Origin of the sequence: Pseudomonas sp. NPDC087804, from assembly GCF_044742965.1 — a bacterium.
Classification (GTDB): domain Bacteria; phylum Pseudomonadota; class Gammaproteobacteria; order Pseudomonadales; family Pseudomonadaceae; genus Aquipseudomonas; species Aquipseudomonas rustica.
The window spans coordinates 1-15011 of the sequence record NZ_JBIUVN010000007.1 but is presented as its reverse complement, the minus strand read 5'-3'; the positions used below and the strand labels follow the sequence as shown (position 1 = coordinate 15011).

General features: G+C 60.7%; 14 protein-coding genes. All 14 read left to right on the top strand.

Annotation, left to right across the window (positions count from 1 at the left end; genetic code table 11):
* The first annotated feature begins 28 nt into the window (after positions 1 to 28).
* The 14 genes from ACIOMO_RS12875 to fliL all read left to right on the top strand — a co-directional run bounded on the left by ACIOMO_RS12875 (position 29) and on the right by fliL (position 14960).
* Positions 29 to 1504, top strand: a complete 1476-nt coding sequence (locus tag ACIOMO_RS12875) for a sigma-54 dependent transcriptional regulator (RefSeq protein WP_053118349.1) — start codon at positions 29 to 31, stop codon at positions 1502 to 1504.
* Between the two features lie 110 nt (positions 1505 to 1614).
* Entirely contained in the window at positions 1615 to 2826 is a 1212-nt protein-coding gene (locus ACIOMO_RS12870; protein WP_401241073.1) for a sensor histidine kinase, read from the top strand.
* A 5-nt stretch (positions 2827 to 2831) separates the two neighbouring features.
* A complete protein-coding gene (locus ACIOMO_RS12865) occupies positions 2832 to 4223 on the top strand; it encodes a sigma-54-dependent transcriptional regulator (protein ID WP_401241070.1) in 1392 nt (463 codons plus the stop codon).
* 251 nt (positions 4224 to 4474) lie between these two features.
* Positions 4475 to 4804, top strand: coding sequence for a flagellar hook-basal body complex protein FliE (fliE, locus tag ACIOMO_RS12860; protein WP_053118352.1), 330 nt, complete (start codon positions 4475 to 4477; stop codon positions 4802 to 4804).
* Positions 4805 to 4819: 15 nt separating this feature from the next.
* Positions 4820 to 6604, top strand: a complete 1785-nt coding sequence (gene fliF, locus ACIOMO_RS12855) for a flagellar basal-body MS-ring/collar protein FliF (RefSeq protein ID WP_053118354.1) — start codon at positions 4820 to 4822, stop codon at positions 6602 to 6604.
* Positions 6597 to 7616 carry a flagellar motor switch protein FliG gene (fliG, locus tag ACIOMO_RS12850; protein ID WP_053118356.1) on the top strand — a complete coding sequence of 340 codons (1020 nt, stop codon included), beginning with the start codon at positions 6597 to 6599 and terminating at the stop codon, positions 7614 to 7616. Before fliF ends, fliG begins: the two co-directional genes overlap by 8 nt.
* Before the next feature lie 4 nt (positions 7617 to 7620).
* The gene (fliH, locus tag ACIOMO_RS12845; RefSeq protein WP_401241066.1) at positions 7621 to 8427 is read left to right on the top strand and encodes a flagellar assembly protein FliH; all 807 of its coding nucleotides are present in this window, start codon (positions 7621 to 7623) and stop codon (positions 8425 to 8427) included.
* On the top strand, positions 8417 to 9775 hold the full coding sequence (gene fliI, locus ACIOMO_RS12840) for a flagellar protein export ATPase FliI (protein ID WP_401241064.1): 1359 nt from the start codon (positions 8417 to 8419) through the stop codon (positions 9773 to 9775). The genes fliH and fliI overlap by 11 nt, the downstream gene beginning before the upstream one ends.
* A 6-nt stretch (positions 9776 to 9781) precedes the next feature.
* On the top strand, positions 9782 to 10234 hold the full coding sequence (gene fliJ / locus ACIOMO_RS12835; RefSeq protein ID WP_053118362.1) for a flagellar export protein FliJ: 453 nt from the start codon (positions 9782 to 9784) through the stop codon (positions 10232 to 10234).
* Between the two features lie 154 nt (positions 10235 to 10388).
* Positions 10389 to 10694: an STAS domain-containing protein gene (locus ACIOMO_RS12830; RefSeq protein ID WP_159812646.1), complete on the top strand. Its 306-nt coding sequence runs from the start codon at positions 10389 to 10391 to the stop codon at positions 10692 to 10694.
* A gap of 5 nt (positions 10695 to 10699) precedes the next feature.
* Positions 10700 to 12403, top strand: coding sequence for a fused response regulator/phosphatase (locus ACIOMO_RS12825; protein ID WP_053118366.1), 1704 nt, complete (start codon positions 10700 to 10702; stop codon positions 12401 to 12403).
* Positions 12404 to 12434: 31 nt separating this feature from the next.
* Positions 12435 to 12782: an Hpt domain-containing protein gene (locus ACIOMO_RS12820; RefSeq protein WP_401241059.1), complete on the top strand. Its 348-nt coding sequence runs from the start codon at positions 12435 to 12437 to the stop codon at positions 12780 to 12782.
* Positions 12783 to 12887: 105 nt separating this feature from the next.
* The gene (locus ACIOMO_RS12815) at positions 12888 to 14249 is read left to right on the top strand and encodes a flagellar hook-length control protein FliK (RefSeq protein ID WP_401241056.1); all 1362 of its coding nucleotides are present in this window, start codon (positions 12888 to 12890) and stop codon (positions 14247 to 14249) included.
* 207 nt (positions 14250 to 14456) lie between these two features.
* A complete protein-coding gene (gene fliL / locus ACIOMO_RS12810) occupies positions 14457 to 14960 on the top strand; it encodes a flagellar basal body-associated protein FliL (RefSeq protein WP_053118371.1) in 504 nt (167 codons plus the stop codon).
* Positions 14961 to 15011: the final 51 nt, after the last annotated feature.

Here is a 15011-nt window from a genome sequence, read left to right as displayed (position 1 = left end):
TTGAGTTGACCAGGGAAGTTGCTATTGCATGTGGCGTGAAACCAAAATTCTGCTGATCGATGACGATAGCGTCCGCCGCCGCGACCTGGCGGTGATTTTAAATTTTCTCGGCGAAGAAAATTTACCCTGCGGCAGCCATGACTGGCAGCAGGCAGTCGGCTCTTTGTCGTCTAGTCGTGAAGTCATTTGCGTACTGATCGGGACGGTTAATGCTCCTGGCGCGCTTTTGGGCTTGTTAAAGACACTCTCAAGCTGGGATGAGTTCCTTCCCGTCTTGCTGATGGGCGATAATTCTTCCGTCGACTTGCCGGAAGACCAGCGCCGCCGGGTGTTGTCGACCCTGGAAATGCCGCCGAGTTACAGCAAATTGCTCGACTCCCTGCACCGTGCCCAGGTCTATCGCGAGATGTACGACCAGGCCCGCGAGCGCGGTCGCCATCGCGAACCCAACCTGTTCCGCAGCCTCGTCGGTACCAGCCGTGCGATTCAGCACGTGCGTCAGATGATGCAGCAAGTTGCCGATACCGACGCCAGCGTGCTGATCCTTGGCGAGTCCGGCACCGGCAAGGAAGTGGTCGCGCGTAACCTGCATTACCACTCCAAGCGTCGCGACGCGCCGTTTGTGCCGGTCAACTGCGGGGCGATCCCGGCAGAGTTGCTCGAAAGCGAATTGTTCGGCCACGAGAAGGGCGCCTTCACCGGCGCGATCACCAGCCGTGCTGGCCGCTTTGAGTTGGCCAACGGCGGGACGCTGTTCCTCGACGAAATCGGCGACATGCCGCTGCCGATGCAGGTCAAACTGCTGCGCGTCCTGCAGGAACGCACCTTCGAACGCGTGGGCAGCAACAAGACCCAGAGCGTCGACGTGCGCATCATTGCCGCGACCCACAAGAATCTCGAAAGCATGATCGAGATCGGCACCTTCCGCGAAGATCTCTACTATCGCCTGAACGTGTTCCCGATCGAGATGGCGCCGCTGCGTGAGCGCGTCGAAGACATCCCGCTGCTGATGAACGAACTGATCTCGCGCATGGAACACGAAAAGCGCGGCTCGATCCGTTTCAACTCGGCGGCGATCATGTCGCTGTGCCGTCACGGCTGGCCGGGCAACGTCCGCGAACTCGCCAACCTCGTTGAGCGCATGGCGATCATGCACCCGTACGGGGTGATCGGCGTGGTCGAATTGCCGAAGAAATTCCGCTACGTCGACGACGAAGACGAGCAACTGGTCGACAGCCTGCGCAGTGATCTCGAAGAGCGCGTGGCCATCAACGGTCATACCCCGGACTTCACCGCCAACGCCTTGTTGCCGCCGGAAGGCCTGGATTTGAAGGACTACCTCGGTGGTCTCGAACAAGGCCTTATTCAGCAAGCGCTGGACGACGCCAATGGCATCGTGGCGCGAGCGGCCGAGCGTCTGCGTATTCGCCGCACCACGCTGGTGGAAAAGATGCGCAAGTACGGCATGAGCCGCCGCGACGGAGACGAACAGGCGGAGGATTGACGCCTGTTTTTCAACTGCTTCATTTATAAGCAGTTTTTTTTAGGCACGGGTATTGCTACATCCCTCGCAACGTTCCGTTTAACTGACGGTCAGCCACGCGAGAGACCACAATGCCCCACGCCGCCCCGATCTCTTCTGCCTCCCGATCCGAGGCATCATCCTCGTCCGTAGAGCAGGCCAGCCGGCAGGGTCTTGAGCAGTCGTTCGCGCTGTTCAATCAGATGTCGAGCCAACTGACCGACTCCTACAGCATGCTTGAAGCGCGGGTCACCGAGCTCAAGGGTGAACTGGCCGTGGTCAGCGCCCAGCGCATGCAGGAACTGGCGGAAAAAGAACGCCTGGCCAACCGTCTGCAAAACCTCCTCGATCTGTTGCCCGGTGGCGTCATTGTGATTGACGGTCACGGCATTGTCGTCGAAGCCAATCCGGCCTCGATCGAGTTGCTCGGCCTGCCGCTGGAAGGCGAATTGTGGCGCCACGTCATCGCCCGCTGCTTCGCGCCGCGTGAAGACGATGGCCATGAAATCTCTCTGAAAAACGGTCGACGCCTGTCGATTGCCACCCGCTCGCTGGATGCCGAGCCGGGGCAATTGGTGCTGCTCAACGATTTGACGGAAACCCGTCATCTGCAAGATCAACTGGCGCGCCACGAGCGCTTGTCCTCGTTGGGACGCATGGTCGCGTCGCTGGCCCATCAGATCCGCACGCCACTGTCTGCTGCATTGCTGTACGCCAGTCATTTGACTGAGCAGGAATTGCCGGTCGCCACTCAACAACGTTTCGCCGGGCGCCTGAAAGAACGCCTGCACGAGCTGGAGCACCAAGTGCGCGACATGCTGGTGTTCGCCCGTGGCGAGCTGCCGCTGACCGATCGCCTGACGCCGACTGCTCTGATGCAATCGCTGCAAGCCGCCGCGCTGACCCATGTGCAGGATCTGCCTATCCGCTGGCAGTGCGACAGTCATGCCGGCGAGTTGCTGTGCAACCGCGACACGCTGGTCGGCGCGCTGCTGAATCTGATCGAAAACGCCATTCAGGCCAGTCCCGGTGACGTGCGCCTGAAAGTGCATTGCTACGCCCGCGACAACACCTTGCGCATCAGCGTCAGTGACAGCGGCAGCGGCATCGAGCCCGCCGTTCTGGCGCGGCTCGGCGAACCTTTTTTCACCACTAAAGTGACCGGCACTGGCCTCGGCCTGACCGTGGTCAAAGCGGTCGCCCGTGCGCATCAGGGAGAATTGCTGCTGCGTTCGCGAGTCGGGCGCGGCACATGCGCGCAGGTGATCCTGCCGCTATTTTCCGCTGTACAAGGAGCTGAGTGATCGCCATGGGCATCAAGGTTTTGCTGGTCGAGGACGACCGCTCGTTGCGCGAAGCGCTGGCCGACACGCTGTTGCTGGCCGGGCATGATTACCATGCGGTCGGCAGCGCGGAAGAAGCGTTGACGGCGGTGGCGCGTGAGGCGTTCAGTCTGGTGGTCAGCGACGTCAATATGCCCGGCATGGATGGTCATCAGTTGCTCGCGCTGCTGCGCTCGCGCCAACCGCAATTGCCGGTGTTGCTGATGACTGCCCACGGCGCAGTCGAGCGCGCGGTGGATGCGATGCGCCAAGGCGCGGCGGATTATCTGGTCAAACCGTTTGAGCCCAAAGCGTTGCTCGATCTGGTCGCGCGGCATGCGCTGGGCAATCTCGGCGCGAGCGAAAGCGAAGGGCCGATTGCGGTCGAACCGGCCAGCGCCCAGCTTCTTGAGTTAGCGGCACGCGTCGCGCGCAGCGATTCCACGGTGCTGATCTCCGGTGAGTCCGGCACCGGTAAAGAAGTGCTGGCGCGCTACATTCACCAGCAATCCCATCGCGCCAATCAACCGTTCATTGCGATCAACTGCGCGGCGATTCCGGACAACATGCTCGAAGCGACATTATTCGGGCACGAGAAAGGCTCGTTCACCGGCGCCATTGCTGCTCAGGCCGGCAAGTTTGAACAGGCAGATGGCGGCACCATTCTGCTCGACGAAATTTCCGAAATGCCGCTGGGCCTGCAAGCCAAACTGCTGCGCGTCCTGCAAGAGCGCGAAGTCGAGCGGGTTGGCGCGCGCAAGCCGATCACCCTGGATATTCGCGTGGTCGCCACCACTAACCGTGATCTGGCCGGTGAAGTGGCGGCGGGGCGTTTCCGTGAAGACTTGTTCTATCGGCTGTCGGTTTTTCCGCTGGCCTGGCGGCCGTTGCGCGAGCGCACCGCCGACATCCTGCCGCTGGCCGAGCGTCTGCTGGCCAAACACGTCAATAAAATGAAGCACGCGTCGGCAAAACTCTCGCCCGAGGCGCAAGCGTGCCTGACCGGTTACCCGTGGCCGGGCAATGTCCGCGAGCTGGATAACGCCATTCAGCGCGCCTTGATTCTGCAGCAGGGCGGTTTGATCCAGCCGCAGGATTTCTGCCTGTCCGGCCCGGTGATGTTTGCCACATTGCCGACGCCAGCGCCCGCTGCGCCGGTGATTCGTGAAGTCGAGATCGAGGCGGATTCCGCCGGTGCCTTGGGCGATGACCTGCGCCGCCGGGAGTTTCAGATGATCATCGACACCCTGCGCAGCGAGCGTGGCCGGCGCAAAGAGGCGGCGGAAAAGCTCGGCATCAGCCCGCGCACCCTGCGCTACAAACTGGCGCAAATGCGTGACGCCGGGATGGATGTCGAAGCGTACTTATTCGCCACCTGAACTCACTGCAGACCCATTGTGGGAGGGGGCTTGCTCCCGAAGGCGGCGTGTCGGTTGCATAAATATCGACTGACACGCCGTCTTCGGGAGCAAGCCCCCTCCCACAGTGATTTGCGGTGGCTTCGCTGTTCGCGCGGTGCCCCGATTGGCTTTTGTGGAAGAAGTCCGCCGAGCTGGCACCCTTGTTGCTAATACCTGTGTACCCGCCGAGTGAGTGTCAAAAAATTGCGGGCCGCCCAAGAGAGTAGACCATGAGCCAAGGTATTGAATTTAATCGGTTGATGATGGACATGAAGGCCATGAAAATGGACGCCATGTCTTCGCCGAAGACCACTTCCGCCGTGCCGGAAATGGCGGGCAGCAGCTTTTCCGACATGCTCGGTCAGGCCATCAACAAAGTCAGCGATACCCAGCAGGCGTCCACTCAGTTGGCCAATGCCTTCGAAGTCGGCAAGACCGGCGTCGACCTGACTGACGTGATGATCGCTTCGCAAAAAGCCAGCGTGTCGTTCCAGGCTCTGACCCAGGTGCGCAACAAACTGGTTCAGGCGTATCAAGACATCATGCAGATGCCGGTTTAAGGACGAGATTGAGTCATGGCAGAAGCAGTCGCCGATAACGTTCCGGCCAAGGCCACCCCGATAGACGGCAAACCGCCGCTGTTCGGCTTGTCCTTCCTGGAAAACCTCTCCGAGATGACCATGCTGCGTCAGGTGGGCCTGTTGGTCGGCCTGGCAGCGAGCGTGGCGATTGGCTTTGCCGTGGTGCTGTGGTCGCAGCAGCCGGATTATCGTCCGTTGTACGGCAGCCTTGCCGGCATGGACGCCAAGCAGGTCATGGACACCCTGGCCGCCGCTGACATTCCTTACAACGTCGAACCGAACTCCGGTGCCTTGCTGGTCAAGGCTGAAGACTTGTCCCGTGCGCGGATGAAACTCGCAGCCGCTGGTGTCACTCCCAGCGACGGCAATATCGGTTTCGAAATCCTCGACAAGGAACAGGGTCTGGGCACCAGCCAGTTCATGGAAGCGACCCGTTATCGTCGCGGCCTCGAAGGCGAACTGGCACGCACCATTTCCAGCCTGAACAACGTCAAGGGTGCCCGCGTGCACCTGGCGATTCCGAAAAGCTCGGTGTTCGTCCGTGATGAACGCAAGCCAAGCGCTTCGGTTCTGGTTGAGCTGTACTCCGGTCGTTCGCTGGAGCCGGGTCAGGTGATTGCGATCATCAACCTGGTGGCGACTTCCGTTCCCGAGTTGAGCAAATCGCAGATCACCGTCGTCGACCAGAAGGGCACCTTGCTCTCTGATCAGGCGGAAAACTCCGAAATGACCATGGCCGGCAAGCAGTTCGATTACAGCCGCCGCATGGAAAGCATGCTCACCCAGCGCGTACACAACATTCTGCAACCGGTGCTGGGCAACGATCGCTACAAGGCTGAAGTCTCGGCCGATATCGATTTCAATGCCGTCGAATCCACCGCCGAGCAGTTCAACCCGGATCAACCGGCGTTGCGCAGCGAGCAGTCGGTCAACGAACAACGCACCGCCAGCAATGGCCCGCAAGGTGTGCCGGGTGCCTTGAGCAACCAGCCGCCGTCGCCAGCCTCGGCACCGCAGACCACCGCCAATGCCGCCGCGCCGGCTGCCATGGTGCAACCGGGTCAGCCACTGGTGGATGCCAACGGTCAGCAGATCATGGATCCGGCCACCGGCCAGCCAATGCTCGCGCCGTATCCGGCAGACAAGCGTCAACAATCCACCAAGAACTTCGAGCTCGACCGTTCGATCAGCCACACCAAACAGCAGCAGGGCCGCCTGAATCGTCTGTCGGTGTCGGTGGTGGTCGACGATCAGGTCAAGGTCAATGCGGCCAACGGTGAAACCACCCGCGCGCCGTGGACCGCCGACGAATTGGCGCGCTTCACCCGTCTGGTGCAGGACGCCGTCGGTTTTGACGCCAGCCGTGGCGACAGCGTCAGCGTGATCAACATGCCGTTCTCCGCTGAACGCGGTGAAGTGATTGCCGACATTCCGTTCTACTCTCAGCCATGGTTCTGGGACATCGTCAAACAAGTGCTGGGTGTGTTGTTCATCCTCGTGCTGGTGTTCGGCGTGCTGCGTCCGGTACTCAACAACATCACCAACGGCGGCCGCAGCAAAGAGCTGGCGCTGGGCAGCGATGTCGAGCTCGGTGGCATGGGCGGTCTGGATGGCGAACTGGCCAACGACCGCGTCAGCCTCGGTGGTCCGCAATCCATTCTGCTGCCTAGCCCGAGCGAGGGTTATGACGCGCAGCTGAATGCAATCAAGAGTCTGGTGGCAGAAGACCCGGGTCGCGTGGCCCAGGTCGTGAAAGAGTGGATTAACGCAGATGAGTGATAACCGAGCCGCCAGCGTCAAACTGAACAAGGTCGACAAAGCCGCGATTCTGCTGCTGTCCCTGGGTTCGACCGATGCCGCACAAGTGTTGCGCCACATGGGCCCGAAAGAGGTTCAGCGGGTCGGCGTGGCTATGGCGCAGATGGGCAACGTCCATCGCGAGCAGGTCGAACAAGTGATGAGCGAGTTCGTCGACATCGTCGGCGACCAGACCAGCCTCGGCGTCGGCTCCGATGACTACGTGCGCAAAATGCTCACGCAAGCCTTGGGCGAAGACAAGGCCAACGGCCTGATCGACCGCATCCTGCTCGGTGGCAACACCAGCGGCCTCGACAGCCTGAAATGGATGGAGCCGCGCGCCGTTGCTGACGTGATCCGTTACGAACACCCGCAGATTCAAGCGATCGTGGTGGCCTACCTCGACCCCGATCAGGCCGGTGAAGTGCTCGGCAACTTCGACCACAAAGTGCGTCTGGACATCATCCTGCGCGTGTCGTCGCTGAACACCGTGCAGCCAGCGGCATTGAAAGAGCTGAACCAGATTCTCGAGAAGCAGTTCTCCGGCAACTCGAATGCCTCGCGCACCACCCTGGGTGGCATCAAGCGTGCGGCGGACATCATGAACTTCCTCGACAGCTCGATCGAAGGCCAGCTCATGGACTCGATCCGCGAAGTCGACGAAGACCTGTCCGGTCAGATCGAAGACCTCATGTTCGTGTTCAACAACCTCGCCGATGTCGACGACCGTGGCATTCAGGCGTTGCTGCGCGAAGTGTCTTCTGACGTGCTGGTGCTGGCCCTCAAGGGTTCGGACGAAGGCGTCAAAGAAAAGATCTTCAAGAACATGTCCAAGCGTGCCGCCGAACTGCTGCGCGACGACCTCGAAGCGAAGGGCCCGGTGCGCGTCAGCGACGTAGAAACCGCGCAGAAGGAAATCCTCACCATCGCCCGCCGTATGGCCGAAGCCGGAGAAATCGTCCTCGGTGGCAAGGGCGGCGAGGAAATGATCTAAGCCCATGGACAAGCATGACGAGTCTGTGACAGATCTGATCCGCGCCCGCGATGTTCGGGGTTTCGAATCCTGGGCGCTGCCGAGCTTCGATCCGCCAAAACCGGAACCCGAGCCAGAACCCGAGCCTGAACCGCCGGAAATGGAAGAAGTGCCGCTGGACGAAGTCCAGCCACTGACCCTGGAAGAACTCGAAAGCATCCGTCAGGAGGCTTACAACGAGGGCTTCGCCATCGGCGAAAAGGAAGGTTTCCACAGCGCCACTCTTAAGGTGCGTCAGGAAGCCGAGGTCGCTCTGGCCGCCAAACTCGCCAGCCTTGAGCAGTTGATGGCCAACCTGTTCGAGCCGATCGCCGAGCAGGATACGCAGATCGAAAAATCGCTGATCGACCTCGTGCAACACATCACCAAACAGGTGATTCAGCGCGAACTGGCCATCAATTCGACTCAGATCGAACACGTCATGCGCGACGCCCTCAAGCTGTTGCCGCTGGGCGTCGACAACGTGCGTCTGTACGTCAATCCGCAGGACTTCGAGCAGGCCAAAGCCCTGCGCGAACGTCATGAAGAAACCTGGCGCATCGTTGAAGACGAAGCGCTGCTGCCGGGCGGTTGCCGGGTCGAAACCGCGCACAGTCGCATCGACGCGAGCATCGAAACCCGCGTTGGTCAGGTCATGGCTAAACTGTTCGATCAGTTGCACGAACAAGCTTTGCATCCGGCAGAAGCGGATTTGAGCCTGGACATTCCCGAAGACGTAAAACCGGCGGCCACTGCTGAAGAGCCGCTCGCGGACGTCCCCGATGCGCCTTGAACGCACCAGCTTCGCCAAGCGCCTGAGCAGCTATGCCGAGGCCGTCGAAATTGCCGGGGCGCCGATTCTTGAAGGTCGCCTGCTGCGCATGGTTGGCCTCACCCTCGAAGCCGAAGGCCTGCGTGCCGCCATGGGCACGCGCTGCCTGGTGATCAACGACGACAGCTATCACCCCTCGCAGGTGGAAGCGGAAGTCATGGGTTTCTCCGGTAGCAAAGTTTTTCTGATGCCGGCCGGCAGTGTCGCCGGCATCGCCCCGGGCGCCCGCGTGGTGCCGCTCGCCGACACCGGACGTTTGCCGATGGGCATGAGCATGCTCGGTCGCGTGCTGGATGGCGCCGGTCGTGCGCTGGACGGCAAGGGCGGCATGAAAGCCGAAGACTGGGTGCCGATGGACGGCCCGACGATCAACCCGCTCAACCGTGACCCGATCAGCGAACCGCTGGACGTCGGCATTCGTTGCATCAACGGTTTGCTGACGGTGGGGCGTGGTCAGCGTCTCGGTCTGTTCGCCGGTACTGGCGTTGGTAAATCCGTGCTGTTGGGCATGATGACGCGCTTCACCGAGGCCGACATTATTGTCGTCGGGCTGATCGGTGAGCGCGGTCGAGAAGTTAAGGAATTCATCGAGCACAGCCTCGGTGAAGAAGGTCTCAAGCGCTCGGTGGTCGTCGCCTCTCCGGCGGACGATGCGCCGCTGATGCGTCTGCGCGCGGCGATGTACTGCACGCGCATCGCCGAGTATTTCCGCGACAAGGGCAAGAACGTCCTGCTGCTGATGGATTCGCTGACGCGTTTCGCTCAGGCCCAGCGGGAAATCGCTCTGGCCATCGGCGAGCCGCCAGCGACCAAGGGTTATCCGCCATCGGTGTTCGCCAAGTTGCCGAAACTGGTGGAGCGCGCCGGTAATGCGGAGAAGGGCGGGGGTTCGATTACCGCGTTCTACACTGTGTTGTCCGAAGGCGATGACCAGCAGGATCCGATTGCCGACTCGGCGCGAGGCGTGCTCGACGGCCACATCGTGTTGTCGCGGCGTCTGGCCGAGGAAGGTCATTACCCGGCCATCGATATCGAAGCGTCGATCAGCCGGGTGATGCCGGCCGTGGTCTCGGTTGAGCACATGCAGCGTGCGCAGTATTTCAAGCAGTTGTGGTCGCGCTATCAGCAGAGCCGCGACTTGATCAGCGTGGGTGCCTACGTTGCCGGTGGCGATCGCGAAACCGATCTGGCGATCTCCCTGCACCCGCAGTTGGTGCGCTACCAGCGTCAGGGGCTCAACGACAAAATCAACATGGGCGAAAGCCAGGCTTATCTGGAAACCCTGTTCGCCCCAGCGGCGGGCGGGTAACCGGTCATGGCTGCCGTCAGTCGAGCCGCGCGTCTGGCGCCGGTGGTGGACATGGCTGAAAAAGCCGAGAAAACCGCCGTGCAGCGCCTCGGTTACTTTCAGGGCCAGGTGAAGGTGGCCGAAAGCAAACTCGCCGACCTTAATGCCTTTCGTCTGGATTATTCCGAGCAGTGGATCGTACGCGGCAGCACCGGCGTGACCGGGCAGTGGTTGCTGGGTTTTCAGGGGTTTCTGGCGCAACTCGACACGGCTGTTGATCAGCAGCGGCAGAGTCTGAACTGGCACCAGAACAATCTCGATAAGGCGCGCGAGGCCTGGCAACAGGCGTTTGCTAAGGTTGAAGGCTTGCGCAAACTGGTGCAGCGCTACCGCGAAGAAGCCCAGCGGCTTGAAGACAAACGCGAGCAGAAATTGCTCGACGAATTGTCGCAGCGCCTGCCACGGCATGAACCCTTTTAGAAGATCAAAAGATCGCAGCCTTCGGCAGCTCCTGCACGCGATCCCTGTAGGAGCTGCCGAAGGCTGCGATCTTTTGACGTTGCTTGTTCCTTGCCCCGAGGTCAGTCAGATGCTAAACCTTGTACACGTTCGTCAATGACAAGGAAGCCAGTCAATGTCAGTCGTTGCAGAAGTCTCACCGGATGGGAAAAAGCTCAGAATCTCGGTCAAAGGCCGATTCGATTTCGGCAAACATCAGGAATTTCGCAATTCCTATGAACGGGTCGACCCCGAGCCAAACTCCTACGAGCTGGATCTGAAAGAGACCACTTATCTGGACAGTTCCGCGCTCGGGATGCTGCTGCTCCTGCGTGACCACGCGGGCGGTGATGATTCGGACATCCGGGTGGTTAACCCCAACTCCGACGTGCGCAAAATCCTCGCCATCTCCAATTTCGACAAACTCTTCGACATCACGTGACGGCAATGCAGGCGCAAGAGCCGCTGACTATCCTGATCGCCGAAGACAGCGCCGCCGATCGCCTGTTGTTGTCGACCATCGTCCGCCGTCAGGGCCACGAAGTGCTGGCGGCCGCCAACGGTGCCGAAGCGGTCGAGTTGTTCCGTCAGCAGCAGCCACAACTGGTGCTGATGGACGCAATGATGCCGGTGATGGACGGCTTCGAAGCGGCGCGGCAGATCAAACTGCTGGCGGGCGAAACGCTGGTGCCGATCATCTTCCTGACCTCGCTCAGCGAAAGTGAAGCACTGGTGCGTTGCCTGGAGGCGGGCGGCGACGACTTTCTGGCGAAGCCCTACAACCAGATCATCCTTGCCGCCAAAATCAAGGCGATGGATCGCTTGCGCCGCCTGCAAGACACCGTGTTGCAGCAACGCGACCTGATCGCCAAACACCACGATTACCTGCTCAACGAGCAGCGCGTGGCCAAAGCGGTGTTCGACAAGGTCGCGCACTCCGGTTGCCTCAGCGCGCCGAACATTCGCTACCTGCAATCGCCTTACGCGCTGTTCAACGGCGACCTGCTGCTGGCGGCGTATACGCCGGCGGGTGATATGCATGTGTTGCTCGGCGATTTCACCGGCCATGGGTTGCCGGCAGCGGTGGGCGCTATGCCGCTTGCCGAAGTGTTTTACGGGATGACCGCCAAGGGCTACGGCCTGGCGGAAACCCTGCGCGAGATGAACGCGAAGCTCAAACGCATCCTGCCGGTCGACATGTTCTGTTGCGCCACGTTGCTCTGCCTGAGCTCGCTGCGGCGCTCGGTGGAAGTGTGGAACGGCGGCATGCCCGACGGTTATCTGCACCGGCTCGCGACGGGTGAGCGGGTTCCGCTGAAAGCACGGCATTTACCGCTCGGCGTGTTGAGCGCGCAGGCCTTTGATGACAGCACCGAAGTGCATGCGATGGCCGTCGATGATCGGGTGTTTCTGCTGTCCGACGGCGTCATCGATACCAGCGATGCCAATGATCAGCTGTTCGGTGTCGAGCGCTTGCAGCAGGTGTTTGCCGCCAATCGTGAGCCTGACCGGTTGTTCGAGGACATCGAGCAGGCGCTGCGGGATTTTCGTGGCGAGGCGCGCGACGATGTCAGCATGGTTGAAGTCAGCCTGCTTGCGCCGGCGCAGCTCAAGCCGACGGCGCCGGTGTATTCCGACAGCGGCCAGTCATGCCCGCTCGATTGGTCGGTGAGCTTCGAGTTTCGCGGTGCCACGCTCAAGCGCTTCAACCCTTTGCCGTACCTGTTGCAGTTGCTGCTGGAAGTGCATGGCCTGCGCGGGCAGAGCGGCGCGTTGTACAGCGTGCTCGCCGAGTTGTACTCCAATGCGCTGGAACATGGCGTGCTCGGTCTCGATTCCAGTCTCAAGCGCGATGCGGTGGGGTTCGCGCGTTATTACGAACAACGCAACACGCGGCTGGAAGCATTGCAGGACGGCTACGTGCGCGTGCATTTGCAGGTCACGCCGCAAGAGCAGGGCGGTTGTCTGGTGATTCGCGTTGAAGACAGTGGCAAGGGTTTTGATGTGGCGCGGGTGATGGAGCGGCCGCTGGAAAATGTCCGTTTGTCGGGACGTGGGGTCAGCCTGGTGCGACAACTGGGGCGTAACGCCAGTTGGTCGGACGAAGGTCGTAGTGCCCGCGTGGAGTTTTTCTGGGAGGTTCAGGCATAATCCGCGCAATTCTTGATCAAGGAGTGAACAAGTGACTGACCCACATGTGGATCGCGACGTACTCGATACTTTGCGTGACGTCATGGAGGAGAACTATCCGGATTTGCTGGATACCTTCCTGACGGATTCCGAAAGTCGCTTGCAGGAGCTGCAAGCGACCGCCGATGCCGAAAAGCTGTCGGAGGTCGCTCACAGCTTGAAGGGCAGCGCGAGCAACATGGGCGCTGTTCGCCTGGCCGAGTTGTGCCAGGCACTGGAGTCGGACGCCAGACACAAAAGTCCCGCTGAAATCGTCAAACTGGTCGCTGAAATCAGCCTCGAATTTGATGGCGTTCGCCCGGTTTACGAAAGCGAACGGCAGCACGCGCATACTCATTGAACCGGCCGCCGGACGCTTTTCTCAAGCGTTCGGCGAAACTGGCCCGGCACTTGCAATCAATTTTCTCAACTGTACTTACGAGCCCCGTGCAGCGGAGACCGTTTCATGCCTGCGACCCCCAATATCCTTCTTCAGAATGCCGCTCAGGCCAAGGCGCAAGCTGCCTCGGCCAAATCGTCGGCGATGGCCGCAGAGCCCGTAGATAAAGCCTCCAGCTTCGCCAAAGTGTTCGCCGATCAGGGTGCGAACAAGCCTGTTGTCAGCACCGATAACCCGGCGAAAACCGCGCGCGATAAAGCCGCTGACAGCGCTGGCAAGAAAGACCTCGCCAAGGATCAATCTGCCGCCCCGGCTCCGGCGGTTGCCGATAGCGGCAATGCCTTGCCTGCCGACAAATCTGCTGCGACCGATGACACCGCTGCCAGCGATGACACTACCGATCCTGCGCAAACGCCGGTTGCCGACGCCAGCGTGACTGATCCAGCGCTTGATCCGGCCTTAGCTGTTGCCGTGCAACCGGTGGCTGCGCCTGTGGTGCCAGCCCCGGTTGTCGCTGCACCGGCGCAACCTGAAGCCGAAACACCAGCGGTCGCCTTGTTGCCAGCAGTCAAAGACCCGGCGGCCTCGACCGATAGCGATTTCGACCCGGCAGCCGATCCGCTCGATTCGATGCCGGCGGTGCGTTTGGCGATGGAGCAGGGCGGGCATATTTCCGCTGCCAGCCAGGCGCAACCGAAAACCACCTCGGCACAGGCTCAGGCTGACGGCGAATTGACCTCGGCGCAGAACTTCGCCGCTGGCATGGCCAGCATGCTCGACGTGCAAGCCGACAAGGACAGCACCAGTCAGGGCGGCGACAAAGCGTTCAGCGGCCTGATCGATGACGGTCTCAAAGACCTCAAGACTGCGACCAGCGATACCCGCGTTGATGATTTCGCCAACCGTCTCGCTGCGTTGACGCAGGCTGCCACACCAAAAACCGCGAACGCCGTGCCGGTGAATCAGCCGATTGCCATGCATCAGAGCGGCTGGACGGAAGAAGTGGTCAACCGCGTCATGTACCTGTCCAGCGCCAACCTGAAGGCGGCGGATATTCAGTTGCAGCCGGCTGAGCTGGGGCGCCTGGATATCCGCGTGAATCTGGTGCCGGATCAGCAGACCCAAGTGACGTTCATGAGTGCGCATCCGAGCGTGCGGGAGGCGCTCGACAGCCAGATGCATCGACTGCGCGAGATGTTCACGCAGCAGGGCATGGGCCAGGTTGACGTTAATGTGTCTGATCAAAGCCGTGGCTGGCAGGGCCAGCAGGGTCAGGAACAGGCGCAGCAGGGACAGAGCGGTCGTACCAGCGCGGCCGGTGGTCGTCTGGATTCGGCGGATGAAGAAATTACCCCGGTCAGCGCGGCCGAGATTGCTGCCAACACCACCAGCGTGATCGGCAGCAGCGCCGTCGACTATTACGCCTGACGGGTTGTAGCGATACCAAAAGATCGCAGCCTTCGGCAGCTCCTACAGGGTGTACACATCCAATTGTAGGAGCTGCCGAAGGCTGCGATCTTTTGCTTTTCAGTCCTGTTGATCCAGGCGCCGATCCCCGGCCGACACTTCTGGCATAACACTTGCTCTTGCCTTGCCGTGCGACTGTGAAAACCTGATTAGTGACGGATTATTGGCATGGCGAAGAGCGAAGCTGCAGCAGTAAAAGACCCCGCAACCAAAGGCAAACTCAAGCTGATCATCATGATCGTGCTGGCGTTGCTGTTGGCCATTGGTGCATCCGTGGGGGCGACCTGGTTCTTCATGCACAGTGCCCAGAGCAAACCAGAGGCTGCGGCTGAAACCGCCCCGACCGGCAAACAACCGGCGATTTTCGAACCGATGGCGCCGGCCTTCGTTGCGAACTACAACCAGAACGGCCGTCAGCGCTACATGCAGGTGAGCATCACCATGCTCGGGCGCAATCAGGCCGATCTGGAAGCGCTGAAAGTGCACATGCCGGTTATCCGCAACAACCTGGTGATGCTCTTCTCCGGTCAGGATTTCGCCACACTGGCGACGCCGGTCGGCCAAGAGATGTTGCGCCAGAAGGCCACCGCCAGCGTCCAGGAAGTGGCGCAGAAAGAACTCGGCAAAGTGGTCATCGAACAGTTGCTTTTCACTAATTTCGTACTGCAGTAGGAACACGACATGGCCGTGCAGGTTCTGCTGTGCAAGGATGAAATCGACGCG

What these genes read in the sequence shown, in the direction of transcription:
- ACIOMO_RS12875 (WP_053118349.1), top strand. Translation starts at nt 29, where the DNA reads ATGTGGCGTGAAACCAAAATTCTGCTGATCGATGACGATAGCGTCCGC.
- ACIOMO_RS12870 (WP_401241073.1), top strand. Translation starts at nt 1,615, where the DNA reads ATGCCCCACGCCGCCCCGATCTCTTCTGCCTCCCGATCCGAGGCATCA.
- ACIOMO_RS12865 (WP_401241070.1), top strand. Translation starts at nt 2,832, where the DNA reads ATGGGCATCAAGGTTTTGCTGGTCGAGGACGACCGCTCGTTGCGCGAA.
- fliE (WP_053118352.1), top strand. Translation starts at nt 4,475, where the DNA reads ATGAGCCAAGGTATTGAATTTAATCGGTTGATGATGGACATGAAGGCC.
- fliF (WP_053118354.1), top strand. Translation starts at nt 4,820, where the DNA reads ATGGCAGAAGCAGTCGCCGATAACGTTCCGGCCAAGGCCACCCCGATA.
- fliG (WP_053118356.1), top strand. Translation starts at nt 6,597, where the DNA reads ATGAGTGATAACCGAGCCGCCAGCGTCAAACTGAACAAGGTCGACAAA.
- fliH (WP_401241066.1), top strand. Translation starts at nt 7,621, where the DNA reads ATGGACAAGCATGACGAGTCTGTGACAGATCTGATCCGCGCCCGCGAT.
- fliI (WP_401241064.1), top strand. Translation starts at nt 8,417, where the DNA reads ATGCGCCTTGAACGCACCAGCTTCGCCAAGCGCCTGAGCAGCTATGCC.
- fliJ (WP_053118362.1), top strand. Translation starts at nt 9,782, where the DNA reads ATGGCTGCCGTCAGTCGAGCCGCGCGTCTGGCGCCGGTGGTGGACATG.
- ACIOMO_RS12830 (WP_159812646.1), top strand. Translation starts at nt 10,389, where the DNA reads ATGTCAGTCGTTGCAGAAGTCTCACCGGATGGGAAAAAGCTCAGAATC.
- ACIOMO_RS12825 (WP_053118366.1), top strand. Translation starts at nt 10,700, where the DNA reads ATGCAGGCGCAAGAGCCGCTGACTATCCTGATCGCCGAAGACAGCGCC.
- ACIOMO_RS12815 (WP_401241056.1), top strand. Translation starts at nt 12,888, where the DNA reads ATGCCTGCGACCCCCAATATCCTTCTTCAGAATGCCGCTCAGGCCAAG.
- fliL (WP_053118371.1), top strand. Translation starts at nt 14,457, where the DNA reads ATGGCGAAGAGCGAAGCTGCAGCAGTAAAAGACCCCGCAACCAAAGGC.